The 26,738-nt window shown below is 72.8% G+C and carries 21 protein-coding genes; 9 read left to right on the top strand and 12 right to left on the bottom strand.

Annotation, left to right across the window (positions count from 1 at the left end; all coding sequences use genetic code 11):
- Nucleotides 1-1,284 carry a phosphopyruvate hydratase gene (gene eno, locus ACQPWW_RS04975; RefSeq protein WP_184181511.1) on the bottom strand — a complete coding sequence of 428 codons (1,284 nt, stop codon included), beginning with the start codon at nucleotides 1,282-1,284 and terminating at the stop codon, nucleotides 1-3.
- A 213-nt stretch (nucleotides 1,285-1,497) separates the two neighbouring features.
- Here eno and ACQPWW_RS04970 point away from each other — a divergent pair, with 213 nt between their 5' ends.
- The 4 genes from ACQPWW_RS04970 (at nucleotide 1,498) to ACQPWW_RS04955 (ending at nucleotide 5,720) form a co-directional block, all read left to right on the top strand.
- Complete coding sequence (locus tag ACQPWW_RS04970; protein ID WP_433129570.1) at nucleotides 1,498-2,193, top strand: hypothetical protein; 696 nt, start codon at nucleotides 1,498-1,500, stop codon at nucleotides 2,191-2,193.
- A complete protein-coding gene (locus ACQPWW_RS04965; protein ID WP_433129568.1) occupies nucleotides 2,190-3,110 on the top strand; it encodes an NAD(+) diphosphatase in 921 nt (306 codons plus the stop codon). The genes ACQPWW_RS04970 and ACQPWW_RS04965 overlap by 4 nt, the downstream gene beginning before the upstream one ends.
- A gap of 127 nt (nucleotides 3,111-3,237) precedes the next feature.
- Nucleotides 3,238-4,161, top strand: coding sequence for a hypothetical protein (locus ACQPWW_RS04960; protein WP_433129566.1), 924 nt, complete (start codon nucleotides 3,238-3,240; stop codon nucleotides 4,159-4,161).
- A gap of 119 nt (nucleotides 4,162-4,280) precedes the next feature.
- Entirely contained in the window at nucleotides 4,281-5,720 is a 1,440-nt protein-coding gene (locus tag ACQPWW_RS04955; RefSeq protein ID WP_433129564.1) for a neutral zinc metallopeptidase, read from the top strand.
- Between the two features lie 45 nt (nucleotides 5,721-5,765).
- On the opposite strand, the gene ACQPWW_RS04950 is transcribed toward ACQPWW_RS04955, so the two are convergent.
- The 6 genes from ACQPWW_RS04950 to ACQPWW_RS04925 form a co-directional block, all read right to left on the bottom strand.
- Entirely contained in the window at nucleotides 5,766-6,491 is a 726-nt protein-coding gene (locus ACQPWW_RS04950; protein ID WP_433129562.1) for an anti-sigma factor family protein, read from the bottom strand.
- Nucleotides 6,488-6,988 carry a sigma-70 family RNA polymerase sigma factor gene (locus ACQPWW_RS04945; protein WP_433129560.1) on the bottom strand — a complete coding sequence of 167 codons (501 nt, stop codon included), beginning with the start codon at nucleotides 6,986-6,988 and terminating at the stop codon, nucleotides 6,488-6,490. Before ACQPWW_RS04945 ends, ACQPWW_RS04950 begins: the two co-directional genes overlap by 4 nt.
- Nucleotides 6,989-7,159: 171 nt before the next feature.
- Nucleotides 7,160-7,726, bottom strand: coding sequence for a hypothetical protein (locus ACQPWW_RS04940; protein WP_433129558.1), 567 nt, complete (start codon nucleotides 7,724-7,726; stop codon nucleotides 7,160-7,162).
- 43 nt (nucleotides 7,727-7,769) lie between these two features.
- A complete protein-coding gene (locus ACQPWW_RS04935) occupies nucleotides 7,770-9,170 on the bottom strand; it encodes a hypothetical protein (RefSeq protein WP_433129556.1) in 1,401 nt (466 codons plus the stop codon).
- A gap of 127 nt (nucleotides 9,171-9,297) precedes the next feature.
- Nucleotides 9,298-9,960, bottom strand: a complete 663-nt coding sequence (locus ACQPWW_RS04930) for a type VII secretion system-associated protein (protein ID WP_433129554.1) — start codon at nucleotides 9,958-9,960, stop codon at nucleotides 9,298-9,300.
- A 13-nt stretch (nucleotides 9,961-9,973) separates the two neighbouring features.
- Nucleotides 9,974-14,659 (bottom strand): DUF6531 domain-containing protein, encoded by a 4,686-nt coding sequence (locus ACQPWW_RS04925; RefSeq protein ID WP_433129552.1) that lies wholly within the window; start codon nucleotides 14,657-14,659, stop codon nucleotides 9,974-9,976.
- A 206-nt stretch (nucleotides 14,660-14,865) separates the two neighbouring features.
- On the opposite strand from ACQPWW_RS04925, the gene ACQPWW_RS04920 reads away from it, so the two are divergent.
- Both ACQPWW_RS04920 and ACQPWW_RS04915 read left to right on the top strand, forming a co-directional pair.
- The gene (locus ACQPWW_RS04920) at nucleotides 14,866-15,171 is read left to right on the top strand and encodes a hypothetical protein (RefSeq protein ID WP_433129550.1); all 306 of its coding nucleotides are present in this window, start codon (nucleotides 14,866-14,868) and stop codon (nucleotides 15,169-15,171) included.
- Nucleotides 15,168-15,827: a hypothetical protein gene (locus ACQPWW_RS04915; protein ID WP_433129548.1), complete on the top strand. Its 660-nt coding sequence runs from the start codon at nucleotides 15,168-15,170 to the stop codon at nucleotides 15,825-15,827. The genes ACQPWW_RS04920 and ACQPWW_RS04915 overlap by 4 nt, the downstream gene beginning before the upstream one ends.
- Nucleotides 15,828-15,926: 99 nt before the next feature.
- Here ACQPWW_RS04915 and ACQPWW_RS04910 read toward each other — a convergent pair whose 3' ends face one another.
- Both ACQPWW_RS04910 and ACQPWW_RS04905 read right to left on the bottom strand, forming a co-directional pair.
- Nucleotides 15,927-20,321 carry an FtsK/SpoIIIE domain-containing protein gene (locus tag ACQPWW_RS04910; RefSeq protein WP_433129546.1) on the bottom strand — a complete coding sequence of 1,465 codons (4,395 nt, stop codon included), beginning with the start codon at nucleotides 20,319-20,321 and terminating at the stop codon, nucleotides 15,927-15,929.
- 91 nt (nucleotides 20,322-20,412) lie between these two features.
- Complete coding sequence (locus ACQPWW_RS04905) at nucleotides 20,413-20,709, bottom strand: WXG100 family type VII secretion target (protein WP_433129544.1); 297 nt, start codon at nucleotides 20,707-20,709, stop codon at nucleotides 20,413-20,415.
- Nucleotides 20,710-20,943: 234 nt separating this feature from the next.
- Here ACQPWW_RS04905 and ACQPWW_RS04900 point away from each other — a divergent pair, with 234 nt between their 5' ends.
- Nucleotides 20,944-21,642, top strand: a complete 699-nt coding sequence (locus ACQPWW_RS04900; RefSeq protein WP_433129542.1) for a hypothetical protein — start codon at nucleotides 20,944-20,946, stop codon at nucleotides 21,640-21,642.
- Nucleotides 21,643-21,660: 18 nt separating this feature from the next.
- Nucleotides 21,661-22,110: a DUF4333 domain-containing protein gene (locus ACQPWW_RS04895; protein WP_433129540.1), complete on the top strand. Its 450-nt coding sequence runs from the start codon at nucleotides 21,661-21,663 to the stop codon at nucleotides 22,108-22,110.
- 42 nt (nucleotides 22,111-22,152) lie between these two features.
- Here ACQPWW_RS04895 and ACQPWW_RS04890 read toward each other — a convergent pair whose 3' ends face one another.
- On the bottom strand, nucleotides 22,153-23,157 hold the full coding sequence (locus ACQPWW_RS04890; protein WP_433129538.1) for a DUF1996 domain-containing protein: 1,005 nt from the start codon (nucleotides 23,155-23,157) through the stop codon (nucleotides 22,153-22,155).
- A gap of 290 nt (nucleotides 23,158-23,447) precedes the next feature.
- Here ACQPWW_RS04890 and ACQPWW_RS04885 point away from each other — a divergent pair, with 290 nt between their 5' ends.
- Nucleotides 23,448-24,029, top strand: coding sequence for a DUF3592 domain-containing protein (locus tag ACQPWW_RS04885; protein WP_433129536.1), 582 nt, complete (start codon nucleotides 23,448-23,450; stop codon nucleotides 24,027-24,029).
- Between the two features lie 28 nt (nucleotides 24,030-24,057).
- On the opposite strand, the gene ACQPWW_RS04880 is transcribed toward ACQPWW_RS04885, so the two are convergent.
- Nucleotides 24,058-25,677, bottom strand: coding sequence for a DUF885 domain-containing protein (locus tag ACQPWW_RS04880; protein WP_433129534.1), 1,620 nt, complete (start codon nucleotides 25,675-25,677; stop codon nucleotides 24,058-24,060).
- A gap of 88 nt (nucleotides 25,678-25,765) precedes the next feature.
- A complete protein-coding gene (locus tag ACQPWW_RS04875) occupies nucleotides 25,766-26,737 on the bottom strand; it encodes a nucleoside triphosphate pyrophosphohydrolase (protein ID WP_433129532.1) in 972 nt (323 codons plus the stop codon).
- Nucleotide 26,738 lies beyond the last annotated feature (1 nt).

Genomic DNA, 26,738 nt, shown 5'->3' with positions numbered 1-26,738 from the left:
TCAGGCCGAACGGTAGCGCGGGAACGCGCCAGCGCCGGCGTAGCGCGCCGCGTCGGCCAGCTCCTCCTCGATCCGGAGCAACTGGTTGTACTTCGCGACGCGGTCCGAGCGGGCCGGCGCGCCGGTCTTGATCTGGCCGCAGCCGGTGGCCACCGCCAGGTCGGCGATTGTGGTGTCCTCGGTCTCGCCGGAACGGTGGCTCATCATGCACTTGAAACCGGCCCGGTGGGCCAGGTCCACGGCGTCCAGGGTCTCGGTCAGCGAACCGATCTGGTTGACCTTGACCAGGACCGCGTTTGCCGACTTCTCGGCGATGCCGCGGGCGATGCGCTGCGGGTTGGTGACGAACAGGTCGTCACCGACGATCTGCACCCGGTCGCCGATCGAGGCGGTCAGCGTCTGCCAGCCACTCCAGTCGTCCTCGGCCAGCGGGTCCTCGATCGACACGATCGGGTAGTCACCGGCCAGCTTCGTGTAGTAGTTGCTCATCTCCTCGGCGGACTTCGCGGCACCCTCGAAGGTGTAGGTGCCGTTGTCGAAGAACTCAGTGGCCGCCACGTCGAGCGCGAACACGATGTCGGTGCCGAGCCGGTAGCCGGCCTTCTCGACCGCCTCGGCGATCAGGTCCAGGGCCGCCGCGTTCGTCGGCAGGTTCGGCGCGAAGCCACCCTCGTCGCCGAGCCCGGTCGACAGGCCCTTCTTCTTCAGCACCGACTTCAGCGCGTGGTAGACCTCCGCGCCCGAGCGCAGCGCCTCCCGGAAGGTCGGCGCGCCGATCGGCGCGACCATGAACTCCTGGATGTCGACGTTCGAGTCGGCGTGCGCGCCACCGTTGAGGATGTTCATCATCGGCACGGGCAGGAGGTGGGCGTTCGGGCCGCCCAGGTAACGGAAGAGGCTCAGCTCGGCGCTGCCGGCAGCGGCCTTCGCCACCGCCAGGGAGACCCCGAGGATGGCGTTCGCGCCCAGCTCCGACTTGCTGTCGGTGCCGTCGATGTCGAGCATCTTCTGGTCGATCAGCCGCTGCTCGCTGGCCTCGTACCCGATGATCTGGTCGACGATCTTGTCTTCGACGTTGGAGACCGCCTTCTCCACGCCCTTGCCCTGGTAGCGGTCGGCGTCACCGTCGCGCAGCTCGATCGCCTCGAAGGCGCCGGTGGAGGCGCCGGAGGGCACGGCGGCGCGGGCGACCGTGCCGTCGTCCAGGCCGACCTCGACCTCGACCGTCGGGTTGCCCCGCGAGTCGAGAATCTCCCGGGCGACGATTCCCTCGATGGTTGCCACTAAGTCGCTCCTCGTTGTTGTGATCCGGTCCGTGGGTGGGCCGCGACGGTGCGGCTGAGGCAGGTGTTGAACGCAGCGTATCGGGCCGCGCGAACGGGCACGGCGTCGCCCGCGCACCCGAGTCGCCCCACGGTGACGGACATTCCCGGATTTCCGGGCGTCAACCGGCAACGGGTTTGCGCTGCGCGGACCAGATCCACCAGGCTTGTCGTCATGCCCGCCGCCTCGACCACCCTCCGCATGCTCGCCGTGTCGGTCATCGCGTCGCTCACGGTCACCGGCTGTCAGACATTCGAGGACGCCGGAGTCGCCATGGGTCGCTCGGAACTCGTCAACGACCTCGCCGCCCGGCTCGACCGGGCGCTGGAGCTGACCTACTCGGCCGACTACCAGCTCCCGGGCGGCCAGAGCGCCGCGATCGTGCAGGCGCAGGATCCGGCCCGGTCCGCGTACACCTACCCGGGCGGGCGACTCACCGTCACCCCGGAGGCCATCACCAGGTGCACGACGACCGGCGCCCGCCCCGAGTGCACGCTTGTCGACCCACCCACCCCGGGCAGCAAGCCCACCGTGATGCTCTTCGGCGAGGCCAACCGGCAGGGCCTCGCCACCCCACCCGTTGTGGTCGGGCTGCTGACCGCCGCCGCGCTCGACCCGCAGGTGGTCATCAAGCAGAGCGACACCACCGTCGCCGGGCACCACGCCGCCTGCGTCGAGGTGCAGGGGTCGCCGTCCGGCGACTTCACCGCCTGCGTGACCACCGAGGGCGTGCTCGGCAGCTTCACCGGGCCGGTCGACGGCAAGCCCATGGAGCTCGCGCTGAGCCGCTACACCGAAAGGGTGGACGACAGCGCGTTCGACGTGCCGGCCGGGGCCGGGGTGGTCGACCGCCGGCCGGGCGGCGCGTGACCGGGCCGGCCGTCGGGTCCGCGTCCGCCGCAGCACACGGCGGGCCCGCGTCCGCCACGCCATCCGGCGGGTTCCGGTCCGCCACGCCACCCGGCGGGTTCCTGCCGGGGGCCGACCGGAGCCGGCCGCCCGCCGCCGGTGACCTGGCCCTGCCGGTGACCGGCGCGAAGCTGCTGACCAGCTCCGCCGGCGGGCTGCTGCGGGTCGCTGACCTGCCCGCCGACACCGACTGGGTGCCGCTGGGCACCCTCGACGGGGAGCCCGTCTGGGCCACCGAGCTGCCCCCCGGCGAGCAGGTTCCCGACCGACTGCGCGGCTGGGCCTCGCTGGCGGCCGAGGTGCCCGAACCGCTCGCCACCCTGGCCGGCCGGGCGTTGGCCGTGGTCACCTGGCGGCGTACCCACCGGTGGTGCGGGGCCTGCCGGGCCGAGCTGGCCGACGTCCCCGGCGAGTCGTCCCGGCGCTGCCCCGCCTGCGGCCTGTACGTGCCGATGCAGCTCTCCGCCGCGGTGCTTGTCGCGATCACCCGGCCCGGTCCGGCCGGCCACCCCGACGAGTTGTTGCTGGTGCGGCACGCCACCGGACCGACCGGGCTGTGGGCGCTGGTCGCCGGCTTCGTCGAGACGGGCGAGACGCTGGAGGCCGCGGCGCACCGCGAGGTCCGCGAGGAGGTCGGGCTGAGCCTCGACCCACCGACCTACTTCGGCAGCCAACCGTGGGCCATCTCCGGCCCCGGCGTGCTGCTCGCCGGTTTCACCGCCACCGCCGCCGACCCGCACGCCGAGCCGGTGGTAGACGGGCGGGAGCTGACCGAGGCCCGCTGGTTCGGCCTGGACGCGCTGCCGGCGGAGCTGCCGCCCGCGTACTCCATCTCGCGCTGGCTGATCGACGCGACGGTGACCGCCTCGCGGCGTTGACGGCGTCCTGAACCCGCCGGTCCATCAGGGACAGATTGCGGCTGAACCGGATCCGGTCGGGCCCCGTGTGGATGTCGAACCGCTTCCGGACGTCCTGGAACCGGGTAGACACCGTGGAGAACCCGACATGATGCGCAAGCACCTCGCGCCCTTCGTCCTCCTGTTGGCAGCCGGCCTGACCACGCTCACCGCGTGCGGCTCGACCCCGGAGGCGCCGCAGCCGGCGCGCGCCGAGGCGACCACCAGCCCGGCCGCGCCAGCCGCAGCCGGAGCCGATGCCCTGTCGCTGCTTTCCGGCACCGCGAAGTCCAACAACTCGCCGGCCGGCACCGGTGACTGGGCCGTGCCGAACGGCGGCGTCGCGCCCGAGGCCGTACGCCAGACGGCGCAGAAATGGGTCCAGCTGACCGCGAGCCGGGCCGGTGACCTCAACCCCGTGGTGGTCAACGGGGCCGGGCTGACGCTGTACCGCTTCGACAAGGACAGCAACAACCCGCCCACCTCGAACTGCTCCGGTGACTGCGCGTCGACCTGGCCGCCGGTGACCGTCACCCCGGGCGGCAAGATCTTCATCGCGGGCATCAAGAAGGCGGCCGTCGGCACCGTCCAGCGCGCCGATGGCACCCGTCAGGTCACCATCAACGGCTGGCCCGTCTACCGCTTCGCCAAGGACGCCAAGCGCGGCGACACCCTCGGGCAGGGCGTCGGCGGCACCTGGTTCGGCGTGACCCCGACCGGCGGCAAGGCCGGCGTACCGGCCGACGACCAGACCACGCCGGACGCCGGCGGATCGACGGCTCCCCCCGCCACCAGCGCCGTCCTCTTCGACGACGCCAACTTCAGCGACAACGGCGCCTCCCAGGGTGCCGCCGGCAGCGGTTGCAAGAACCTGAGCCGTCCCGGCGTCGCCTCGTCCGTCGCGGCGCCCGGCTCGCTGAAGCTCTGGACCGGACCGGACTGCAGCGGTCGCTCGATGGTGATCAACGGTGACATCGCCGACCTGGCCACGATCGGCTTCGACGACGCCGTGGCGTCGGTGCGCTTCAACTGACCGATCGTCCCCACCACGGGTGTGCCGGTCCGGCTTCGCGCCGGGCCGGCACACCCGTCGTCGTACGCGCCGCGCCGGTGGCCCGGCCGGCGGTCACCAGGAGCGAGAGGTACGGGTGCATGACGATGCGTCGGAGGCGGACGGCGAGCCTCATCGGGTCGGCCCTCGTGGCGGCTGCCCTGCTGAGCGGCTGCGCACGGTCGGTGAACGGGACCGGTGCGGCCGAGCGGTGGAACGCCACAACGGTCGCCGGTCTGGAGATCACCGACGGCACGAGCGGGCCCCGGTCCGGGGTGCCGGACTCTCCCCTGGCGGTCGTTGGCGGTGATGGCGGCGAGCTGGACCGGCTCGCCCGCAACGCCGTCGACGACGTGCAGCGGTACTGGAGGGACGAGTTGCCGGCGACCTTCGGACGACGGTTCGAGCCCATCGTCCGACTGATCTCGTACGACTCCACGGGCCCGGACACGACCGTCTGCGGCACCGGCACCGCGGGGGTGGTCAACGCCTTCTACTGCCGCGCCGACGACTCGGTGGCCTGGGACCGGGGGCAACTGCTGCCCATCCTCGACGACTCCTTCGGGCCGATGGCGGTGGTGGCCGTGCTCGCCCACGAGGTGGGGCACGCCGTGCAGTCCCGGCTCGCCACGGCCGACGGTCGGACCAGCTCGATCGTCAGCGAGCAGCAGGCTGACTGCTACGCGGGCGCCGTCTTCCGCTGGGTCGCCGAGGGCAACGCGCCCCACTTCCAGCTCGCCACGGGACCTGGGCTCAACCAGATCCTCGCCACGCTCTTCTTCATCCGCGACACGGCCGGCACCGGCTTCGACGCGCAGGGCGCCCACGGCAACGCGTTCGACCGGGTCTCGGCGTTCCAGTTCGGCTTCGGCGAGGGCCCGGCCCGGTGCGCCCGGATGGACGAGGCGGAGGTCCGGCGGCGGATCACCCAACCTGCCAGCGGCCAGGCGTCGTCGCTGGACGCGGGCGGCGGGGACCTGCGGGTCGACGACCGGAACGCCCTGCGGGCGCTCGAGCAGACGCTGCGTGCCGCCTTCGACCGGCCCGGAGCCGCAGCGCCGACTGTCGACCCGAGCCCACCGCCGTGCGCCGAGGTGCGGGGCACCGCCCCCGCCTCGTACTGCCCGGGGACGAACACGGTGGGACTCGACGTGGCCGAGCTGGCCCGCATCGGCACTCCGCCCGAGCAGGGGACGGGCGGCGGGCTCGGGGACTTCGCGGCGTTCGCCGAGGTCGCCTCCCGGTACGCGCTGGCCGTCCAGCACGCGGCCGGCTATCCCCTCACCGGTCTGGCCACGGCGCAGCGTACGGCGTGTCTGACCGGGGCCTGGGCGGCGACGATCGTGGCGGGCCGGGGCGCCGTCCTGCAACTGTCGCCAGGTGATCTGGACGAGGCGGTGGCGGAGATGCTGCGGCCGCGGAGCCTGATCGCCGCGGACGTCAACGGCGCCGGCATCCCCTCCGGCTTCGCTCGGGTGGAGGCGTTCCGGGACGGCTTCACCGGCGACGGAACCACGCAGTGCCTCCAGAAGTACCGGTAGGGACCGGGGCGGACCCCGTCCCCGACCGGCAGGCTGCCGGGGCGCCTAGATCTTCGCGGTGGCGTACGCCTTGCCGTCGGTGGTCTCGACCCGCACGGCGTCGACCTGAGCGGGGTCGATCAGGGCGCTGCCGTCGAGCGTGGTGCCGTCGGTCGCTCCCTTCGGGGACACGATCCAGCTACCTGCCTGCACGGTGCTGCCGTCCTTGCCGATCACCATGAGTCGGCAGCGTTCCCCGGCGGGAACGCCGGAGACGGCGGCGTTGACACGTATCCAGCCGGCGGCGGGCGTGACAGCCACGGTGATCCGGGCGCCGGTGGTCGCGTCGGTGGTGCTGGCGTACCGGGTCGCCGGGTCGGCGGAGGTCGTGGTCGTCGACGGCGCGGGCTGGGCGGTGCTCTCGGGGGACGCGCCGGTCGTGCGGCCCAGCAGGACGCCGCCCGAGATGGCGGCCGCGACGACCACGGCAGCCGCGCTGCTCAGCAGCAGCCTCCGGCGCTGGCGCTGGCCGGACGATTCGCCGCGGATCTGGCGCAGGGTCCGCTGCAACATCAGGTCGCCGCCCTCGGGTGGGCCGTCAAGGAGCATGGCCTCCGGTACCGCTTCGAGTGCCGCCTTCCACCCCTGCAGCGACTCGACCTCGGCCCGGCACTCCGCGCAGCCCGCCAGGTGTTCCTCTACCTGCTGGACCTGCTCCTGGTCGAGCTCGCCCATCAGGTAGCCGCCGATGTCCACGTGGTCACTGGCCGGCGTCGAGCTGTCGGATTTCATGAGGCAGACCGTTCCACCCCGGCTGGGCGACCTGCGATGTCGCGGAGCGCCCGGAGTGCGTAGTAGGAGCGTGACTTGACCGTGCCCGGCGGGATACCCAGCGCCTTCGCGGTCTCCGCGACTGTACTCCCCAGTAGGTATACCTGTTCCAGCACCTCACGGTGCTCGCGGGACAGGCGGTTGAGCGCGTCCACCACCACCACCGAGGCCACCACCTGCTCGGCGTGGTCGCGTTGGACGGCGACGTCCGTGGGGCTCTCCGGCACCTCGGCGGGCCGTGCCCGGCGGGCGCGGACCGTGTCGGTGACGATGTTGCGCACCACGGTGAGCAGCCATCCCCGGACCGAGCCCTTGCCGTTGACCAGACTGTCCGGGTGGCGCCAGGCCCGCACCAGCGCTTCCTGGACGACGTCCTCCGCCGCCGCGCGGTCCCTGGTCAACTGCGTCGCGTACGCGAGCATCGCGCGACCGTGCTCCTCGTACAGGGATCGGACCAAGGCTTCATCCGCGACCTCTTGCCGCCGAACGGGTTTTGAACCCGCCATACCTACCACCCTCTGCTGGCCCACGATGCCGATCTTGATCGGTGCCCAGACAGGATGCGGGAGTGCTCTTCGTGCGCGGAAGATCACATACGAATGTGTATCTTCCGTCACTTGTTTGCGATGTCAACTATCTTGGCCCGCCGGCGCGGCCGCCTTGCTGCCGTCCGGTGCCACCACGAACCATGCCCCGTCGACGCCCTGCCCGGAGACCTGGCCGGGCACCTGGTCCGCGGCGAAGCGGTACACCGGCCAGCCGCCCACCGTCACCTGCTGGGTGCCGTCCGGCCGGGCCACCGCCCCGAGCTTGGCGGGGTCCAGGTTGGCGAACTTAATCTTCTCGCTGACCAGCACCGGCAGCCACTGCAGGAGACAGCCCTCGGTGCAGGTCGACCGCGACGGCGCGGAGCTGTCGCGGTCGAACCGGTAGAGGGTGAAGCCCTGCCCGTCGAGCACCACAGGTCCCAGCTCCGGGTTGTCGCCGAGCTGCAGCGACGCCGGCCAGTAGCCGCCGTCGGAGCTACGCCGCCCGAGGTCGCCCTGCGCCGCTTCCGGGTTCGGCTGCTGGACCGTCCCGCTGTCGGGCCGCGGCACGGCGACCGGATCGGTCACCGTGGTCGTGCACCCGGTCACCAGCAGCGCCACGGCGAGCGCCACGGAGCCGACCAGCGGACGAGGGATGAGTACCTTCATCGCCAAACCACTCCTTGGACAGTCGGAGACAGGAGACACGGCCTCAGTCCCGGGAGACCGAGGTGACGCCGCCGCGTGGGCCGGGGCGGTCGAGGTCGAGCCCGAGCACCCCCACGTCGAGGGAGCCGTCGGAGCCGGCCTCGAAGCGCCAGGCCGCATTCGGCGGATCGCCGACGACCAGCACGGCAGCCGAGTTGCCCGAGACCGCCGCCAGCGCACCCAGCCGTTCCAACTCGGCTGGCGGGATCGCGGCGGTGACCAGCACGAGGTGGTCGCGCAGTCCGCCCGACGGGGAAGCGTCCGCCGAGCCGCCGGCCGGCGGCACCGCGTCCGCCACGTCGAGGGTGACGCGGATCCGCCCGGGAACAGCCCAGGGCGCCGGTGGCGGGCCGACGACGGTGATCGCCACGGTCGCCGCGGCCGGGTCGCGACTGAGGTCGTCGAGGAAGGCGCCCGCGAAGCGCAGCGCTGTCGTCCGGTCCCCGCTGAGCGCCACGATCCCCGGCGCACGCCCCAGGTTGACGACGGCCAGCTCGCCGCCGACAGTGCCCACGGTGGCGAGCAGCGGCAGACCGGACCGCTCGTCGCCGCCCTGGTCGAGCTGCCAGCTCGGCGCCTCCCAGATGGCGCCCCGCTGCCGGGCCTGCCACGGGGGCGGGGCCTCCGGCAGCGCGGGCGCCAGTCGCAACGCGACCCGGTCGGGACCGATCAGTGCCGCGTACACCTGGGCGTGGTTGGACTGGGTGGCCAGCTGCCGCAACGCGCGGTCCAGGACCGCCCGGGAGCCGGGCGGCGCCGACGGCGGCGCCACGGTGGCCGGACGACGCCGGCGCAGCAGGAACGGCACCAGCGCGGCGGCGGCCAGCACCAGCAGTACGCCCACACCGAGCAGCGCGGCCGCCGCCGGGTGCAGGCCGAGGATCCGGGACGCGCCACGGTCCTCCGTCGCGGTCGGCTGAGCCGCCGGCCCCGGCTGACCGGCCACCGGGGCGCTCGCCTGCTGACCGGCCGACGGCGGAGCCGGTTGCTGGTCACCGGGCGGCGGGTCCGGCCGCTGGTTGGCCGGCGGTGCGGCCGTCGGCGGGGCGCCGATCTGGATCTCACCGGAGGCCGCGCCCTCGGGGAGGACGAAGACCCAGCCCGCCCTGATCTCCTGCGCGGGCTCGGTCAGCACCAACCCGTCCGGCTGCACTCGGTCCTTGTTGAGCTTGTAGAGCTCCGGCCAGCGGTGACTGTCGCCGAGGACGCGTTCGGCCACGCCGGGCAGGGTCAGATCGCTGGGAGTGCCCGGCTCGCCGGGGACCACCCAGTACGGCACCGCCGGCTCCACGGCTCCGGCCGCGCCCGGCGTCAGCGGCAGCAGCAGAACCACGAGTACGGCGGCGGCGAGCATCCGGCCCGGCCGGGACGGGCGCCGTAAGGCGGCACGGAGCAGCCTGCGCATCAACTACCTCACTCAGAGCGTTGTCGTGACCCGTACGGGTGGGCCGGCGATGCAGCGCGGCTCCACCCGAACACGTAGCCGGGGCCGATCGGGTTCACCGCGACATGCGCCAGGGCAGGCCCTCCCGTCAGGCGAGGTCGGCCGCGGGAAGCCGCAGCTCCAGCTCGCTGCCCGGGTTGAGCACCAGATACCGGTCGCCCATGGCCGCGACAAGTTCCGGGATCGGCCGCCGCTCCCAGTACTGCCAGTCCATCGGAGCGGGCAGGTACCGGTCCGAGGTGAACGCGTGCACCACCGGCCGGTCGAGACCCGCGTCCAGGTCGGCGATGCCGACCCCGGGCACGTGCGGCACGAAGACCGTCGCCGCGCGCAGCGCGTCGCGGACCTGGTCGTCGCCGCCCAGGCCGGTGACCGCCAACTGCAGGGCGTTCTCCACCTCGTTCGCGGGAGTGGGGAACCCGAGTGCGACAGGGCTCGGCTGGTAGTTCGGGTTCCGCTGGAACTCGTCGCTGATCTCGCCCTGCTCGTCCACCCGGAACGCGCCGACGACCGCCCAGCCGGGCACGTCCGCGGCACCCTCGAACGCCGGATCGACCGCGTAGATCCAACTGTCCGGGGCCTGCTTCGCCCGTCGGCGCAGGTCGTCGGTCACCGTCGGCGGTGGCGGCGTCGTCACCATTGATGTCATCTCCTCGCCCTGGTCCTGCTCGCTCTGCCGGTGCCCGCCGCCGGGGGCCCGCCCCGTCGGTGCGGTCTCGTCCCCCGGCGGCCTGTTGTCGTCAGCCTTCATCCGCGTCACACCTTCACGGCTTGTACTGGGGGTTCAGCACGTCCTCCTTCAGGAACGGGCCGAACTTCGGATCCTGCGGGACCTGGATCTTCACACCCTTCACCAGCTTGTTCGGATCGGTAGGGTCCTTCACCGGCAGGGCCGACGTGTTGTAGTGGCCGTCGATGCGGGTGGCCGAGATGATCCGATCCGGTGGGATGTTGTTGTAAGCCGACCATTCATCCTGGTATTTCATGTTTTCGATGTGCGGGTTCTGCGTCGGCGCGTGGAGCATCGGGTCCTTCCTCCCGTCGATGGTGTAGAGCCACCCATGTCGCTCGTGGTAGAGCACCCCGTCCTGGCCCTTCTTGCCGAGAAGCCCGAGCTTGGGGTCCGCCGGGGGGCGGATGAAGGACAGCGCCACGTCAAGGTTGCCGGTGGTGGAAACGAAGCCGCTCCCCTCGGGGTTGTGCTGATGCTTCCCCAGGTCGTAGTGCGGTGTCGTGCCGTCGAGCGTGGCGTTGGACTTCAATCCGCCCTTGAAGATGACGTCGGGCCCGATCGTCGAACCGTGATACACGTACTTGGGCGCGGGCGGGTTGGGATTCCGCGGGATTCCGTACTGGTCGACAGTGGGGGCAATGTCCTGCTGACCGATGTCGCCGAGGTCGGCGTCGTCGGCCCCCAGGTCGTCCGGGCGCTTGCCGCTGCCCCCCTTCGACGAACCGGCCGTGTCGGGCAGGCTCCGCACATCGGTGCCACCGCCCGGAGAGGCCGGGGCCTTGCCCGACGAGCCGGCGGTGCAGGCCAGGCCGAGCGGGTCGGCCGCGGCGTACGGGTTGGGTACGTAGCCAGCCGGATCCGGTGCCGGCGCGAGGCCGAGCGGGTCCTGGCTGACGTACCGGCCGCTGATCGGGTCGTAGTAGCGGTAGACGTTGTAGTGCAGGCCGGACTCCTCGTCCAGGTACTGGCCGGGGAAGCGCAGCGGGATGACGCCCTGGTCGTCGCCACCCGGGACGGCGCCCCACAGGCTCGCCTCGTTGCGCCACACCAGCGCGCCGTCGGCGTCGACGAGGTCGGTGGGTGTGCCGACCAGGTCGGTGACGATCGCGTAGAAGCGCTCCTCGACCTGGTCACTGTCGTCGCGGACGGTCTGGGCCACCGGACGCTGCTCGTCCGGGTGGTACTCCCAGGTGGTCACCCGGGTGCGGCCGTGCTCGTCGGTGTGCGCCTGCTCGACCAGCAGGGATCCGTCCCAGACGAATTCCACCTGCTCGACCGGGGTCGCGTCGCCGGCGGCGGTGTACCGCTGCTTGACGATCCGGCGGCCCAACGGGTCGTAGCGGTACCGCCAACGATCACCCTCCGGCGTCAACACCCCGACCAGCCGGTCGTGGGCGTCCCACTCGAAGTGCCACGCGCGGTCCCCGCCGGACGGGTCGGCCAGCGTCCGGCGCACCATCCGACCCTGCGCGTCGTACCGGTAACGGACCCCGCCCGCCTCGGTGACCAGGTTGCCGTCGTAGCGCAGCTCTCCGCCGTACGGCAGGCCGGACACGTGGGCCGACACCAGACTGCCTGTCGCGTCGTACCGGTAGTCCTCGGCCCGGCCGGCGCCACGGACCTCGACCACCCGGCCGGCCGGGTCCAGCGCGAAGTCGACCCGGCCGGTCACGTCGTCGTCGATGCCGGCGAGCAGGCCGTCGGCCCGGTAGTCGAACCGGCGCTGCCGCAGGCCGGGCAGCACCTGTGCGGCCAACTGCCGGTCGGTGTCGAAGATCTGCTCGAGCACCGGCCGGCCGTCGATGCTGCGTCGCAGCTCCCGCCCCCGCCAGTCGTGCCGGAAGCCGAGCGTGTGCCCCGCGGTGACGAGCGACTCCAGGTTGCCGAACGGGTCGTACGCCCAGACGCTCTCCGCCCCGGCCGGCGTCCGGCGGTGCCGGGCCCCGGTGTTGTCGTCGTAGCGGAAGGCGAGGGTACGGCCGTTCGTGGTGTGCGCCACCACCCGACCCCGCTCGTCGCGCTCGATCAGCAGCCGGGCATCGGCGTTCTCGGCAGCCACCAGCCGGCCCAGCACGTCGTAGCGGTACCGGGTGGCGCCGGACTCGGTCCGCCGCTCCACCACGTTGCCGAGCGGGTCGTGAACGTACCCGGTGGTCTCGCCGAGTCCGTTCGTGGAGCCGATCAGCTGGCCCGCCGCGTCGTAGGCGTACCGCCGGACCCGGCCGTTGAAGTCGGTCTCCTCGACCAGCCGACCAGCGGGGTCGTAGGTGTAGCGCCAGACCAGCCCGCGCGGGTCGGTGACGGCGGTGAGCCGCAGCTCGGTGTCGTACTCGTAGCTGGTCCGGGCGCCGGTGGCGTCCACAGTGGCCAGCACGAGGTCGAAGGGCCCGTACTCGGTGCGGATGCGGTGGCCCGCGGCGTCGACCCGCTCGACCGGGTTGCCTTCGTCGTCGTAGCGCACCCGTTCCGTACTGCCGAACGGGCCGGTCCGGCGCGTCCGGCTGCCGGCGAGGCTCGCGTCCCGCACCGGGTCGTCCGCCCGCAGCCGGTCGTAGTCGAACGGCTCGGCCACCCCGAGCTGGCTGACCGTGGGGTCCGGGGCGGGGTCGTAGGTGCGGCGCATCGTCCGGTCCCCGGCTCGTACGTCGACGGTCAGGACAACGCCACTGGCCGTCACCCGCGCCTCGGTGCCGTCCGGCCGGACGACAGTGTGCAGGCGGCCGTCGGCGTCGTACCCGTAGCGGGTGGTCCGGCCCAGCGGATCGGTCCGTGTCAGCAGCTGGTTGAACCGGCCCCACTCGAACCGGGTCGTGTTGCCCAGCGGATCGGTCTCGCTGACCGGGTGGTGGGCGTCGTCGAACCGGTAGACGGTGACGTTGCCCAGGGAGTCGGTGTACGTGGTGGTCCGGTTCTCGACGTCGTACGCCAGGGCGCCGTTGAGGAATCCGTCCGCGCCCTCGGTGTGCACGCAGCGGCCGTCGGCGTCGTACCCGTACCGGTAGTCCACCCCGTTGCGGTCGCGCCAACCGGTGACTCGGCCGGCGTCGTCGTAGGTGAACCGCATCGGCCGACCGGACGCGTTGTCCACCTCCACGAGCCGGCCCTGTTCGTCGTAGCGGTAGCCGGCGACCAGGGTGGTACGCCGTCCCGCCGAATCGGTCCGGTGCAGGGCGGTGACCCGGTTGTCGGAGGTGGTCACCGCGATCAACTGCCCGTCCCCGGTCCGCAGCGCGACCGGCGCGTGGCGGTCGTCCCGCGCCACCTCCAGCTGGCCACCGTCGCCCTCGGCGACCACCGCGAGCCGGCCGACCGCCCCGGAGAGCAGGAAGAGGACGCTCCGGCCGGCCACCGGGTCGGTCACGACGGCCGTGCCGTCACCGCGGACCGTGAGCGGCCAGCGCGGTCCCTCCTCGGGCAGGACCGTCGCGCCGGCCGGTGCCGGCGGGTAGACGAGGATCATGCCGTCCGGGCCGAAGTAGCAGACCCCCTGTCCGTCGAACTCCAACCGCTGGTCGAGCGTCGAGGCCCAGGACGGGCCGAACCAGCCGCCCGCGCGGTAGGTGGACAGGTGGGTCCGCTCCAGCACCGGCTGTCGGCGATCGGGCAGCTCCAGGTCGATCTGGGCGAGGACCATTTCGCCGGTGGCCACGTCGACCGGGTCGGTGACGCACTTGCGTACGTCGATCGACAGCGACGTGTCCTTCGGCACGGGTGGCCGGTTGGCGCCGGCACCCTTACCGGCCAGCCCGCCCCCGATCGTCTTCCCGCCGCCGCCCTCCAGGCCCCGGGTGGCGCCCTCGACGCCGCCCTTGACCAGCCCGGGCGCGCCCTTCGCCGCGAACTTCATCAGCCGCGCGGCGATCCGACCGCCGGGGATGAGGCCCAGGGCCATGCCGCCGGCGGCCATCCCGATCTCGGCCGGGTCTCCGCCGAGCACCGCTCCGGCGAGGTCGATCGCGCCGGAGAGCAGACCGATGGCTTCACCGAGTGGCGGGAAGATGAACGACGCGATCACCGAGAGCGCGTCCAGCACCAGGGTGATCCACTGGATCACCGTGCTCCGCAAGAACTCGATGAACGCGTGGAACGCCTCGGCGATCTTCTCCCAGAGCGAGCGCTGAGGAGCGTCCTTCGCGAGCTGCCGTAGCGTCTCGGCGGCGGATCGGGCGGCCTGGTCACGCAGCGCGGTCGCCTGCCCGAGCAGCGACTTGGCCTGGTCGAGCGCCTGCCGGGCATCGTCCGCGCGGCGCTGGGCGGCGGTGACGTCGTCGTCGGCCTTGTCCTTCGCGGTCTTGGCGGCCGCCGCGTCACCGCTGAGCGCGGTGAGCGCCGCCTGCGCCGACGACATGGCCGCCTGCGCTGCCCCCTGGTCGCCGGAGGCCTGCCGGGCCTGGTCCAGCGCGCGCAGTGACATGGTCTGCGCCTCCTCCAGGGAGGGCAGGTAGCGCAGGTACGCGTCGGCCGCAGTGGCGTACGAGTGGGCCATCGTGTCCAGCCGGGGCGGCAGCTTGCCGATCAGGTCCTTGAAGGCCTCCATCGCCTTGCCCTGCCCGACGTCGATCTGACCGCCGGTGGCGAGCAGATCGTGCGCCTCCTGGGTGGTCCTCGCCAACTCCTGGTAGGCCCGCGTGATCTCCTCGAAGGACTCCGGATCCCCTGGCACCGGGTCGGAGTCCAGTTCCAACACCGACCACTCGGCGTCCCCCGGACGCGCCATGACCAACCTCCCCTATCGCGCCATCTGGTCCCCCCACAACCACGCCGGGTGCCGGGAGCCGACTCGCACACGTAGGCGATCGAGAATCGGTTCACGCTGAACCGCAACGGCACGGCGTCCGTGTACGGCGCGGAGTTGCTGTGACGGCCCCGGAGGGAACCGGAGATGAGCGAGCGAACCGGCAGGCTCGGCGCGGCGGTGCCGGCATGAGCGTGATCGACGTACCGGGTGCGGAACTGGAGCGGGCGCACGACCTGCTGCAGCGCACCAAGGATCTGATGGACAGTGCCCCGATCAAGTCCATGGGGCACGTCGTCGACACGCTCGGCCAGCGTGACCTGCAGAAGGCTGCCCACGAGTTCGAGAAGCGGTGGGGTGACGGTCGCCACGTCGTGGCGAAGGACCTCGAAGGGGTACGCGACGCCGCGAAGGCGGTCGCCGACGCGTTCCGGGAGACGGACGAGCAGACCGTCAACGCCCTCACCAACCCGGACGACGGAGGGAAGAAGTGACAGGCGCGACAGCCTCGACCCCGACCGGCTTCCTGCTGCGCACGCCGGAGGACTGGGTGGACTACTCGGTCGCCGACGAGGCGAGCGAGAACCGGATGGCGCAGGAGGTGTGGACCCGCGCCCGCGAGGGCGGCCTTCCCGAGGAGTACGCCGGTCAGTACGCCGAGCAGCTTCGCCGGTCGGTGCGCGAGGCCCGCCGCGCCGGCGCGGTGCACGCCGCCGGCGTCTTCCAGCTGTACGAGGACGGCCCGCTCACCGCGACGGTGCTGGTCTCGGTGGTCACCCCGCCCGCGACGGGCGACATCATCGGGGCGCTCACCGCGGTCGGGCAGTCCGGTCGGGCGGACGGCACCTGGCGTCGGGTGAGCACGGCGCAGATCTCCGGGATCGGCACGGTCGGCCGGGTGCACGGCATCCAGAACGTGACCCAGGACGGCGCGACGATGCGCTGCGCCGTCATGCACACTGTCGTACCGCTGCCGGGCTCCTCGAACGTCGTGGTGGTCACCGGGTCGAGCCCGAACCTCGCCGAGGCGGAGGAACTGTTCGAGTTGTTCGCCAAGATCACCGGAACCTTGACATTCACCTGGGGGGACGGAGGCCCGGCGCTCGCGACGCCGCAGGCTTCCGTGGGGGAGTCGGCGACCATGGGGTGAGTCGCCGACGCACGTCAGGGGGACACCGGAAGGTGTCCCCCTGACGTGTTTTCCACACCCGACTCACCGCTTTCGACGCCCGGCTCACGGCGCCCGCCGTCACGCTCCCCGCGGGGCGGTCGCCGAGGGCGGCTCGGGGCGGAGCACCGCCCGCAGTGCGGCGAGATCGGCGCGGGGCACCTGCACGAGGTGCAGTCGGCCGTCGCCGAAGTGGGCCAGCGCCCGGCCGGGCCGGCCGCCGGCCAGTTGCCCCCGGGAGAGCTTGGCGCCGATCAGCTCACCGTCGCCGAGTCCCTGGGGGCTGAGCAGCGCGCCCTGCCGGTTGCGCCGGGCGTCGACGTGCCAGCCCCCGAAGCCTCCGGAGAGGCCGTCGATCGTGCCCGCCATGACCAGGCCACGACCGGTCTCCGCCCCGGTCCGCGCGATCTCGCCGAAGTCGCTGCCGGCGTCGCACTTGAGCAGCTGCTCCGCGTCGTCCAGGACGACCACGACCGGGCCGTCGCGCCCGTCGAGGGCCGCGGCGAGCCGCGCCGAGGTGAAGTCCTCGCCCGCCACGACGTCGAGCACGCCGGGCACGCCGGCCAGTTCCCGCAGCGGCGACCGGCGCGGCGCGCCGATCACCACGGGCGTCCCGTGCGCGAGCAGGCCCGTCACCATCGCCAGCAGCGCCGTGCTCCGGCCGGAACGCGGCGGCCCGCCGAGGACGAAGGTGGGAATCTCCGCCAGGTCAGGCCCGATACCGGTGAGCTCGTCGCCGCCGACGCCGAGCAGCGTCCACAGCGGACCGGATGGTCGGGCCAGGGCGTGCGACTCCGCCAGCGTCAGCTCGTCCGGCAGGACGTCGATCCGGAACGGGCGGGCGGCGCGGGGCAGGGCCTCGTCCCGCGACCGGGCCGCCGCACCGATCTCCGCGAGCGCCCGGGCCTGCCCCTGACCGGAGCTGTCCTCGGCGAGGAGCGCGATCTGCGCCTCCGCGCTGTCGGCCGCCCGGATGGCCCGGCCCGACTCGATCTCCTCGGGCAGCTGCCGGTAGTTGATCCCGACCATGCTGTAGTCGCTGCGCTCGCTGAGCCGCAACACCAGCTTGTCGTCGGTGGTCGACGAGATCCGGGTGGAGAACATGCTCCGGTCGCCGGCCAGCACCACGTGGATCCCGGCCCCGGCACCCTCGCGCAGCAGGGTGAGCAGCGCGGCCATCACCGTGCCGTTGTCGTAGTCGGCGAAGGTCTTGTCGAAGACCTCGAACCGGTCCAGCAGCACGAGGATGTGCGGCGGGCGGTCCTGGGTGGCCGCGTGGGACCGGTACTCCACGAGGCTCGCCGAGCCGCTCGACGCGAGCAGCTGCTGCCGCCGTCCCAGCTCGGCGAGGAGACGGCCGAAAAGCCGGCCGAGCCGTTCGGCCTCCGTCCGCTGCACCACCGCGCCGCAGTGCGGCAGGTCGTTGAGTGCCAGCAGGGCGCCGTTGCCGCAGTCGACGCCGTAGAGGTGGACGTCGGCCGTGGAGTGGGCGCGGGCCAGCGTGCCGGCGATCGTCCGCAGCGTCTGCGACCGGCCGCTGCGCGAGGAACCGATGACGTGCAGGTGCCCCAGCGTCGCCAGGTCCAGCTCCAGCGGTGTCTGCTCCTGCTGGGCCGGCAGGTCGACAAGCCCGTACGCGACGGCCGGCAGGTAGCCGCTGCCCCGAGCGGCGGGCAGCGCGTCGACAGTCAGGGTGGTCGGCAACGCCGGCAGCCACGGGCTGTGCTGCGGCGCGATGGCGAGCTGCTCGTTGGCGCCCCGGATCGCCTCCACCAGCACGGCGAGGTCGGTCAGCTCTGCGGCGGGCTCCACGCTGCCGCCACCGGGGCGGGTCGGCGCCGGACGGCCGAGGTCGGGCCAGGAGAGCGGCGCCAGCCACGGGGCCCGCCGGGTGGTGGTCCGGGCGCCCGGACGGAACCCGCCCACCCGGCCCGCCTGGAACGGCACCAGCGACGACTGGGCGAGGCGCACGTACGCCCGCCCGGGGGTGGACTTGGAGATCGAGGCGGCGTCCGGCGCGTTCAACACGTCCTGGCTCTCGCTGCTGTCGGTCACCCGCAGCGCGATCCGCAGGTTGGTGTTGGCGCGGATCTCCGGCGAGACCACACCACCCGGACGCTGGGTCGCGAGCACCAGGTGGATGCCGAGGGACCGGCCGCGCTGCGCGATGTTGACCAGACCGGCCACGAAGTCGGGCAGGTCCCGGATCATCGAGGCGAACTCGTCGATCACGATGAGCAGCCGGGGCATCGACGTCCGGGTCGGCTCGCGGCGCAGCAGGTCGACGTAGTCGTCGATGTCCTTGGCCCCCGCCTCGGCGAGGATGTGCTCCCGGCGCCGCAGCTCGGCCGAGAGCGAGGTGAGGGCCCGGCTCACCAGGTGGGTGTCCAGGTCGGTCACCATGCCGACGGTGTGCGGCAGCAGGACGCAGTCCTTGAACGCGCTGCCGCCCTTGTAGTCGACAAGCACGAACGTCATGGCGTCCGGCCGGTTGGCCACGGCGAGCGAGGCGACAAGGGTCTGCAACAGCTCCGACTTGCCCGAGCCGGTGGTGCCGGCCACCAGGGCGTGCGGCCCGTCCCGCTTGAGGTCCAGGGCGAACGGCCCGTCCAGGGAGACGCCGAGCACCGCCTCGGTGGTGCGACCCCCGGTGGTCCAGCGCGCCGCCACGGCGTCCGGCTCCGGCGGCTCCATGCCGAGTACGTCGAGCAGTCGGCTCGCGTCGGGCAGCGCACCACCCTCGTCCGTGCCGCCGGTGTCCCGCAGCGGCGCCAACGCCCGGGCCACCGTCCGCAGCCAGGCCGACGGGACCAGGTCCGCGTGGACGCCGGCGATCGGCTCGGTCAGCGTCCTGGTGACCAGCAGCGTCCCGTCGGTCTGCTGCGCGACGACGGCCTGGCACTCCTCCGGCAGCAGCCGCTCCTCGGCGTCCACGCAGAGCGCGTAGACGCCGACCGACGGCCCCTCCCGCAGGATCTGCGTCACCCCCGGCAGGGACCGCAGCCGGCGCGCCCCGTCGAGCACCACGAGGATGTCGCGGAACGCGCCGTCCTGCCGTTGCGCGGAGCGGGCCGAGATGACGGCGACCAGTTCGGCCACGCGACGGCCCAGCGTCTGGGTGTCGGCGCCGACGGTGGCGAGGGTGTCCTGGCCGTCGCGCGGTGCCGCGTGCGGCAGCCAGCGGGTCCACGACCAGCCCTCCTCGTCGGCCGCGCCGGCGAGCAGGTAGATCTGCAGGTCCTCGGGGCTGTGCAGGGTGGCCGCCTGCGCCACCATCCAGCGGGCGGTGGTACGGGCCACGGGGCCACCGGCGACACCGACGACGCCGTGCTTGCGGACCGGCACGACGGCCGGCACGTCGAGCGCGCTCCACCGGACCTCCCGCCGGTGCTCGTCCTGGCTCGGGTCGGTGAGCACCACCTCCGAGGGGAGGTCCGCGGTGCCCGTGCGCAGTTCCAGGAAGTCGGGGTCGGTGCGGCGCCGCTCCCAGAGCCGACGCTGCGGTCCGACCGCCATCAACCGCACCGCCGCGGGATCGGGATGGCTGTCCCGGCGGGCCAACCGCTCGGCGGTCAGCGCCTCCTGCGCCTCGGCGGCGATCCGCTCCTTCTTGGCCTCGTACTCCGCCATCCGCACGCGGTGGCTGGCCCGTCCCTGCCGCCGGGCGGCGATCTGGTTCACGATCAGCGCCACCGGCGACAGGACGGCGAAGAGCAGGGTCAGCGGGTTCCGAGTGGCGAGGTACATGCCCCCGGAGACCAGCAGCGGCGCCAGCACGGTGATCAGCGTGATCGGCCGCCGCTCGGGTGGCGACGGGCGCGCCGGGAGCGCGAACCGGGTGGCCCGGGCGGCGGGAAGCAGCCGCGGCGGGCGGTTGTAGTCCAGGCCGGTCCGGTCCTCGGACACCTGCAGCGCCGCCTCCGCACGGAACGGGTGGCGCAGTTCCAGCAGGGAGGAACCGACGGCGAGCTGCCCGCCGGGCGGCCACACCTGCTCAGCGGAGATCTCGACGCGGTCGAGCAGCAGCCCCGGCTGGAGCGGGCGTAGCCGGCACTCGCCGTCCGGGGTGATCCGCACCCGCGCCGTCACGGCGGCGAGCGCCGGGTCGGAGAGGCGGACCCGGCTGGTGCTGGCGGCCCCGATCGTGTGCTCGCCGATGTCGAGCTGGTGGACGTCGCCGGCGTCCGTGCCGCTGACCACCCGTACCTCGATCAGGCCTGGCGGTGGTGCGGGCGCCTCGGGCGCCGGGCGGTCCAGGCCGAGAAGCGTGCCCTGGCGTACCGGGGCCTCGGCGAGGGTCAGCCGCGGATCCAGGGGCGCGCCGGCGACGAAGATCGTCGGCGGCGTGTCCGCCGCGGACGGACGGCGGGCGGCCAGCGCCGCGGCGAGTTCCCCGACTGTGGTGTCGAGGTCCGCCTCCACCTGGTAGTCGGTGACTGCGGTGGAGGGATCCGCAACGGTGAGCAGCAGGCGCACGGGTTTCTCCTGGTCGGGTGGTCCGTCGGAAGCAAACGGTCAGGGCCGCGTGGTGATCTGCTCACCACGCGGCCCCCGGGCCGTTCGTTCGTCAGCGGCCGAGGCTGCTGGCGGTCTGGCTGTCGGTATCGGAGAAGGCGTCGCTGACCTGCGTGAGGTACTGGCTGATGCCCTCCATGCCGTGCAGGGTCTGGTCCACGCTGCCCTTGTACTCCTCGAAGTACGGGCCGAACTGCTGCTGAGCGCCCGGGGTGTTGTAGCCACCCTGGATCAGGGTGTCGATCTTGCTCTTGGCCTGGGTCATCCCGTCCAGCAGCGTCTGCATGTTCTGCTGCAGCCAGCTCGCCGACTCCTGGATGTCCTCGCTGACGATGTGGTAAGTGGCCACGTTCCCGCTCCCTCGTTTCGTGGGTCTTTCCGGCGGCGCGGCGGTCATCGTGTGAACCGCCTTCCGCCGTTGCCGCCATCCACACGGATGGCGCTCCGGAACGGTTCAGTGGGATGTTCCGGTTCGGGGCGGGGAAGCTTCCCGTCCTCGCGGTGAACCACATCGCGCGTCCGGCCGTGTGGGTGCCGACCGGGCGTACGGGCACGGTCGCACCGAGCACGAGGTGGAGCACTGATGTTGTTGACCAGCCGGATCGCGCGTACCGCGATCGCACTGACCAGCGTGGCGGCCCTGGCCGCGTGCGGCGACAAGGCGCCCGGCGCCGCGACGCCCGCCGCTCCCACGACCGCGGCGCCCAGCCCTGCCGTCTCCGTGGCTCCGAGCCCGGGCCAGACGCCCGAGGTGGTCGAGGCGCCGGCGACGCCGGTGGCCACGCCCACCGTGGCCAAGACCCAGCGTCGCGTGCAGATCTACAGTGGTCCGGCCGCCGGCCCGCTCTCGCCCCCACCCGACCAGGGGCGCGGCAGCACCATCGTGCAGCTGAACGGCACCGCCTCCGCCGACATCGGCACGTACGTCGCCGACGGGCAGGGCCGGACGCTCTACCGGTTCGACAAGGACAGCGCCAAGCCGCCGAGGTCCACCTGCAACGGCGACTGCGCGAAGACCTGGCCGCCGCTGCTGATCCACTCGCCTGGCCAGATCTACCCGAGCGGCATCAACCCGCAGCTCGTCGGCTACGTGGAGCGCGCCGACGGCACCTGCCAGGTGACCATCGGCGGCTGGCCGGTCTACCGGTTCGCCGGGGACAAGGCCCGAGGTGACATCAAGGGCCAGGGGGTCGGCGGCACCTGGTTCGCGATCAACCCGACCGGCGGCAGGACGAAGCCGCTGCCCGAGGTGGTCGCCGTGCCGACCGCCGCGGCTCGCTGAGGACCCGGAGCAACGACGATGACCAACCCGTACGGAAGCCTCGACGCCTCCGCCACGCCGCCGGCCGCGGCTCCCCGCTGGGCCCCTGCGCCGCCGCCGCAGTTCGGCCCGGCCGCCCCGGGTTCGGAGACCGGCCGCGCGCCGAGACGCGGCGTCTCCCCGAAGCTCGTGGCAGCGATCGGTGGGCCGGTCGTGCTCGCGGTCGCTGTCGTGTTGGTGCTCGGCCTGCTCTGGCCCGGCTTCCTCAACCGCAGGGTCTTCGACACGGCGGGGCTCCAGCGCGGGGTGCTGACCGTGCTGCGCGAGAACTACCAGCTCGACGCGGACGAGGTCGCCTGTCCGGTCGCGCCACCGGTCCAGGTGAACAGCCGGTTCTCCTGCTCGGTGCGGATCGCCGGTGAGCCGAAGACGGTCACTGTGACTGTCACGTCCTCCGCCGGCCGGTTCGAGGTCGGCCGCCCGGACTGACCCGGTTGCGGCAGTGGCGGTCCCCGCGGTCCGTCGCGGCCCTCAGCCGTCGTGGCAGGTCTGGCCGGCGTTGAGACAGGCCACCACCGTGGCCGTCACCGTCTCCGGCATGAGGTTGAGGAAGAACGCGTGATCGGTGAGGGGGCTGTTGTGCTGGCCGTCGAACGCGTCGATCTGGAACCGGACGCCGGGCGAGAGGTCGTACGCGAGCGTCATCCGCAGCCGCGGCACCGGGAACGTGTTGTGGGGGCAGGCGCCGTCCTGGTTGGGAGCGAGGAGGTGCGCGTCGTGGGTCGGGCTGTCGAGCCGCCGGCCGTCCCAGCAGCTGGGGAAGTCAAAGATCCGCAGCACACGGTCCCCGACGGGGCAGGCGGGGTAGGCGGTGGTCCGGCGATCCGGTGTGCTGGAACAGGTCCACGTCGCCGCCGCGCGGGCGCCGCCGCTCGTGACGGCCGCTGCGTCTCCCACGGTCCCCGCGAGCCCTACCGGCATGGGCACCACCTGTCCGCGCGGGTTGCCCAGGAACGTGAGGGTGACGGCGGCCGGCACCTGGATCTCGCCGTCGTGCCCCGGGTGCCCGGCGCCGCCCTCCCCGGCCGGTACGGTCCGCAGCACCGGCCAGAAGTAGGTGGAGCGGTCGCCGTTGCGACAGGTGGTCGGGGCGGTGGCGAGACTCCGGGGGGTCGAGCCGACAGCGGTGGAGACGTTGCCCACGTAGTCGTGCACGTGGTGCGCCTGCCCCGGGTAGCCGGGCGCCGTCACGATGTTGGCGGTGTTGCGGTGACCGGTCTCGTTGCGGCCACAGTCCCAGGTGTAACTGCCGGCGCCCGCCGGGGGTCGCGCCGCGGACTGGGCGGCGCCGGAGCGTACGGAACTGATGTCCACGAAGTCGGGGCCGAGCAGGCTGGCGAGCGGTCTCTGCGGGGGGTGTCCCGGGCCGGCGCCCTCGATCCCCCGTACCGTGCCGATGCCGAGCCCGATCAGCAACAGCTCCACCGCCAGCATGACGGCGAAGCTCCGCCGTCGGGCCATCGCCGACTCGCTCATGACCCGAAGGTTATGCGGGACGCCATCGCACCCGTCCCGGTGGGCATCCCCCTGTCGGGCCTGGGACCAGCGGTAACAGCCGGCCGTGAGCGTGCCGTCCGACGGCGGTGTGACGCGGATCAACGGATCGTCGGCCCTTCTCACCCGCTGGCCGGAAGCCCGGTCGCGTCGCCTCCGACGGGAACGAGATCCGGGTCACTTGAGGACGGCCGGTCGAACCGGAAGCCGTTCGCGCCACGTGGGAGCGGTGACCACGTTTCATGCGCCTTGATGACCGGAGGACGGCCGACATGCCCATCCAGATCCTGAGGACCCTCGCCACCGTTCTGACCGGCCGGGGAGCGCGCACCGCCGCCGGCGCGGCGCTGGTCACCGACGGGCTCGTCGGAATCGACGTTCCCTGGGGACGCAGGCGCCCCGGCATCGTCGGATCCCTCGTGGTGCTGGCAGTCGGCCTCCTGTTCGTCGGTCTCGGCTGGTGGTGGCATGGCCAGCATCAGCCCTACCCGGGTGGAACGTCGGCGACCGCCACCGTCACGGGGATCACGAACTCCCGGGACAGCGACGGCCGCACGATGTACTCGCGGGTCCTGACCTTCACCGCGTCGGACAACCGGCGGGTGGAGTTCACCGAGCCGGAGCAGAGCAGCAAACGGCCGGCGGTGGGTTCCACCGCCACGGTCTCCTACCTGCCGCAGGACCCCGGGTCGGCGCGCGTCATTCCGGAGACCGACTGGCTCCCGTACGGCATCATCGCCATGGGCGCGCTGGCCGCGGCCGTGGGAGGAATGATCTTCCTCATCCGTCTGGTCACCCTCATCGCTGGCATCTCTCTGCTGGCCAGCGCGGCCCGGCGCAAGGTCCACCAATGACCGTCGACACCCGTCCAGTCGAACGGGTCTAGAGGTCGAGCAGCGTGCGCAGGTGGCGTGGCGGCGGGCAGTCGTGGGCCAGCATCGCGTCGTGCCAGTCGCGGACCGACACGCCGGCCGGGCGGGCGGCGGCGATCTCGGCCATCTCGCTGTAGCCGACGAAGTAGGTGGAGAGCTGGGTGGAGGTGAGCAGCGCCCGACGCCACTTGCCGGCCGCCTCGCCCTCCTCCTGGAAGCCGCGTTCGGTCATCAACGCCATCGCCTCGGCCTCGGGCAGGCCCTCGGCGTGCACCAGCTGGTCGAGCAGCGCGTTGATGGTCATCCGGAGCTGCATCTTGAGTTGCTGCAACCGCACCGGGAGGCCGCCGAAGCCGAGCCCCGTCATCACCTCCTCGGCGTAGACCGCCCAGCCCTCGATGAACGGGCCGGACTCGGCCAGGGCCCGGACCCGGGTGTCACCGACGTAACGGCGGGCATGGGCGAGCTGGAGGAAGTGCCCCGGCATCGCCTCGTGCACCGTCAGGTTGCGGATCATGTGGTCGTTGTACTCGCGGTAGAACGACTCCACCCGCTGCGCCGACCAGTCCGAGGGGGTCGGGGCGATGCAGTAGAACGTGGGCACGGCAGCGGTCTCCAGCGGGCCGGGCGCGTCGCAGTAGGCCACCGCGACACCCCTGGCGAACTCCGGCATCTCCTGGATCACGCACCGGTCGTCGACGAGGGTGACCAGGTCGTGCGCGCGGACGAAGTCGGTCGCCTCGTCCAGCGTGACGCCGGCCAGCTCGACGATTGTCGCGTCGCCCGGGTGCTCGGCGGCGAGCAGGTCCAGTGCCCGGCGGACGGCCGCGTCGTCGGCCGGGCCGCCGACCAGCTCCACGGCCGCCTCGCGGATCTCCGCGGTGACCCGGTCCAGGTTGGCCCAGGCCCGGCGCTGGATCTCGGCGGCGCCCAACTCGGTGTCCAGGGTGTGCCAGAGGCGGGCCTCCCAGCGGCGTCGGCCCAGCCGCGGGTCACGGCCGGGGCCGGCGTCGGCGGCCAGACCGGCACGCAGCCACGCGACGAACTCCTCAAGCGCGGCGATCGCCGCGGTGGCCGCCGGCTCGACCCGGTCGAGGGTGCTCGGCGCCTGGGCGAGCAGCGCCGGCAGCTCGTCGCGGATCAGCGCGGCCGTGCCGGTGAACTGCCCGACCGCCGTCTCGGCGTGGATCCGCGGCATGTCCCGCAGCGTCGCGCGGGCGGTGGCGAGGGCGTCCGGTACGGCGGCGAGCCGGCCGGCGAGGCTGGTCAGCCGGACGTCTGCGGGAGCGAACGGGCGGGCGAGGAGGGCGTGCAGCAGCGGGCCGGGATTGTGCGTCAGCGGGTCCCATTCGTGGGCCCGCATCTCGGTCGACTCGAACAACTCCCGGTCCACAAGTGAGCTGAGCAGCGCGTGGTCGACCTGCTCCGCGAGGTCCAGAGCAGCTGGATCGATATCGGAGAGCGCGTCGGCGGCCTCCTTGAGCATCGCCCGGTCGGCGGCGACCGCGTCGGCGGAGAGGTCCGGCAGTCGGTCGTCGTAACGGTGGTCGCCCGCCGAGGTGGCGAGGCCAGGCCGGCTCTCCAACACCGCGTCGACGATCCGCTCAGCCAGTGGCACGAAGGACTCCATGCCCCGACCCTAGACGGCACCCCTGACCCGACCTGCCGCACCAACCCCTGGCACGCCGCTGCCGGTCCAGGGCAGGGAGCCCCTGCGGTCAGTCGGCCTCGGCGGCGCGGACAGCCTCGGCGTAGGCGAGGGTGGCGCGGCGAAGGGCCGCTTCCGGGTCGATCCCCGCCTCGCGGGCTGCCGCGACAGTGGCCAGGAGGCTGGCGCCCAGCCGCGCCTCCGGGTCCACCTGGGTGTCGGCAAGTGGCGGCGGGACCGCTCTGCCGGCGCGGGCGGCGCGGGCCAGGATCTGCGCGGCCAGGGCCAGCGCGGGCTGGCTCAGGGCAACCCCGTCCAGCACCGAACTCCGGGCCTTCTCCGCCCGCTTGATCCGCTCCCAGTTCTCGGTGATCTCCTCCAGCGTGCCCACCTCCGCCCCGGCGAAGACGTGCGGATTGCGCCGGATCATCTTGTCGACGAGGCCACCCGCCACGTCGTCGATGGTCCACCGCTCATCCTCGGGCAGCTCCTCGGCGAGCCGCGCGTGCAGGACCACCTGCAACAGGACGTCGCCCAACTCCTCACGCAGCGCGTCGGTGTCGTCGGCGCTTATCGCGTCGTACGCCTCGTAGCTCTCCTCCAGCAGATAACCCGCGAGGCTGCGGTGTGTCTGCGCCCTCTTCCACGGGTCGCCGCCCGGCGAGGCAAGTCGGTCCAGCACGGCCACCGCGTCGAGCAGTCGGGCGCCCGGCGGGTCCCACGAGCCGTACATCAACTCCATCTCGGCCAACCCCGGCTGCCGGGCCAGCCGCAGACCCAACTCCCGGGCCAGCGCCTCGTCGCCCGCCGGGCCGGCCAGCCACACCACGGTGCCGTGCGTCGCCACCGCGTCCAGCAACGGCTGCGTCGCCGGACCGTCCACCACCGTCACCGCGCCGCCCGCCTGGCGCACGGCCGTGGCCAGCTCGCTCTCCGCGCCGGTCAACACCGGGTGCTGGCGTACGACGTCCCAGGCCGCGGAGGTCAACAGGCCGGCCGGCAGCCGGGGCGAGGTGACCAGGAGGACGATCCGTGCCGTCATG

The organism is Micromonospora sp. CA-240977, from assembly GCF_050942285.1.
GTDB lineage: Bacteria > Actinomycetota > Actinomycetes > Mycobacteriales > Micromonosporaceae > Micromonospora.
The sequence above is the reverse complement of the archived record's forward strand: the minus strand, read 5'-3'. Positions and strand labels throughout refer to the sequence as shown.

Coding starts and splice junctions, on each gene's coding strand:
- ACQPWW_RS04970 (WP_433129570.1), top strand. CDS start 1,498: ATGCCCGCCGCCTCGACCACCCTCCGCATGCTCGCCGTGTCGGTCATC.
- ACQPWW_RS04960 (WP_433129566.1), top strand. CDS start 3,238: ATGATGCGCAAGCACCTCGCGCCCTTCGTCCTCCTGTTGGCAGCCGGC.
- ACQPWW_RS04955 (WP_433129564.1), top strand. CDS start 4,281: ATGACGATGCGTCGGAGGCGGACGGCGAGCCTCATCGGGTCGGCCCTC.
- ACQPWW_RS04950 (WP_433129562.1), bottom strand. CDS start 6,491: ATGAAATCCGACAGCTCGACGCCGGCCAGTGACCACGTGGACATCGGC.
- ACQPWW_RS04940 (WP_433129558.1), bottom strand. CDS start 7,726: ATGAAGGTACTCATCCCTCGTCCGCTGGTCGGCTCCGTGGCGCTCGCC.
- ACQPWW_RS04935 (WP_433129556.1), bottom strand. CDS start 9,170: ATGCGCAGGCTGCTCCGTGCCGCCTTACGGCGCCCGTCCCGGCCGGGC.
- ACQPWW_RS04930 (WP_433129554.1), bottom strand. CDS start 9,960: ATGAAGGCTGACGACAACAGGCCGCCGGGGGACGAGACCGCACCGACG.
- ACQPWW_RS04925 (WP_433129552.1), bottom strand. CDS start 14,659: ATGGCGCGTCCGGGGGACGCCGAGTGGTCGGTGTTGGAACTGGACTCC.
- ACQPWW_RS04920 (WP_433129550.1), top strand. CDS start 14,866: ATGAGCGTGATCGACGTACCGGGTGCGGAACTGGAGCGGGCGCACGAC.
- ACQPWW_RS04900 (WP_433129542.1), top strand. CDS start 20,944: ATGTTGTTGACCAGCCGGATCGCGCGTACCGCGATCGCACTGACCAGC.
- ACQPWW_RS04895 (WP_433129540.1), top strand. CDS start 21,661: ATGACCAACCCGTACGGAAGCCTCGACGCCTCCGCCACGCCGCCGGCC.
- ACQPWW_RS04890 (WP_433129538.1), bottom strand. CDS start 23,157: ATGAGCGAGTCGGCGATGGCCCGACGGCGGAGCTTCGCCGTCATGCTG.
- ACQPWW_RS04885 (WP_433129536.1), top strand. CDS start 23,448: ATGCCCATCCAGATCCTGAGGACCCTCGCCACCGTTCTGACCGGCCGG.
- ACQPWW_RS04880 (WP_433129534.1), bottom strand. CDS start 25,677: ATGGAGTCCTTCGTGCCACTGGCTGAGCGGATCGTCGACGCGGTGTTG.
- ACQPWW_RS04875 (WP_433129532.1), bottom strand. CDS start 26,737: ATGACGGCACGGATCGTCCTCCTGGTCACCTCGCCCCGGCTGCCGGCC.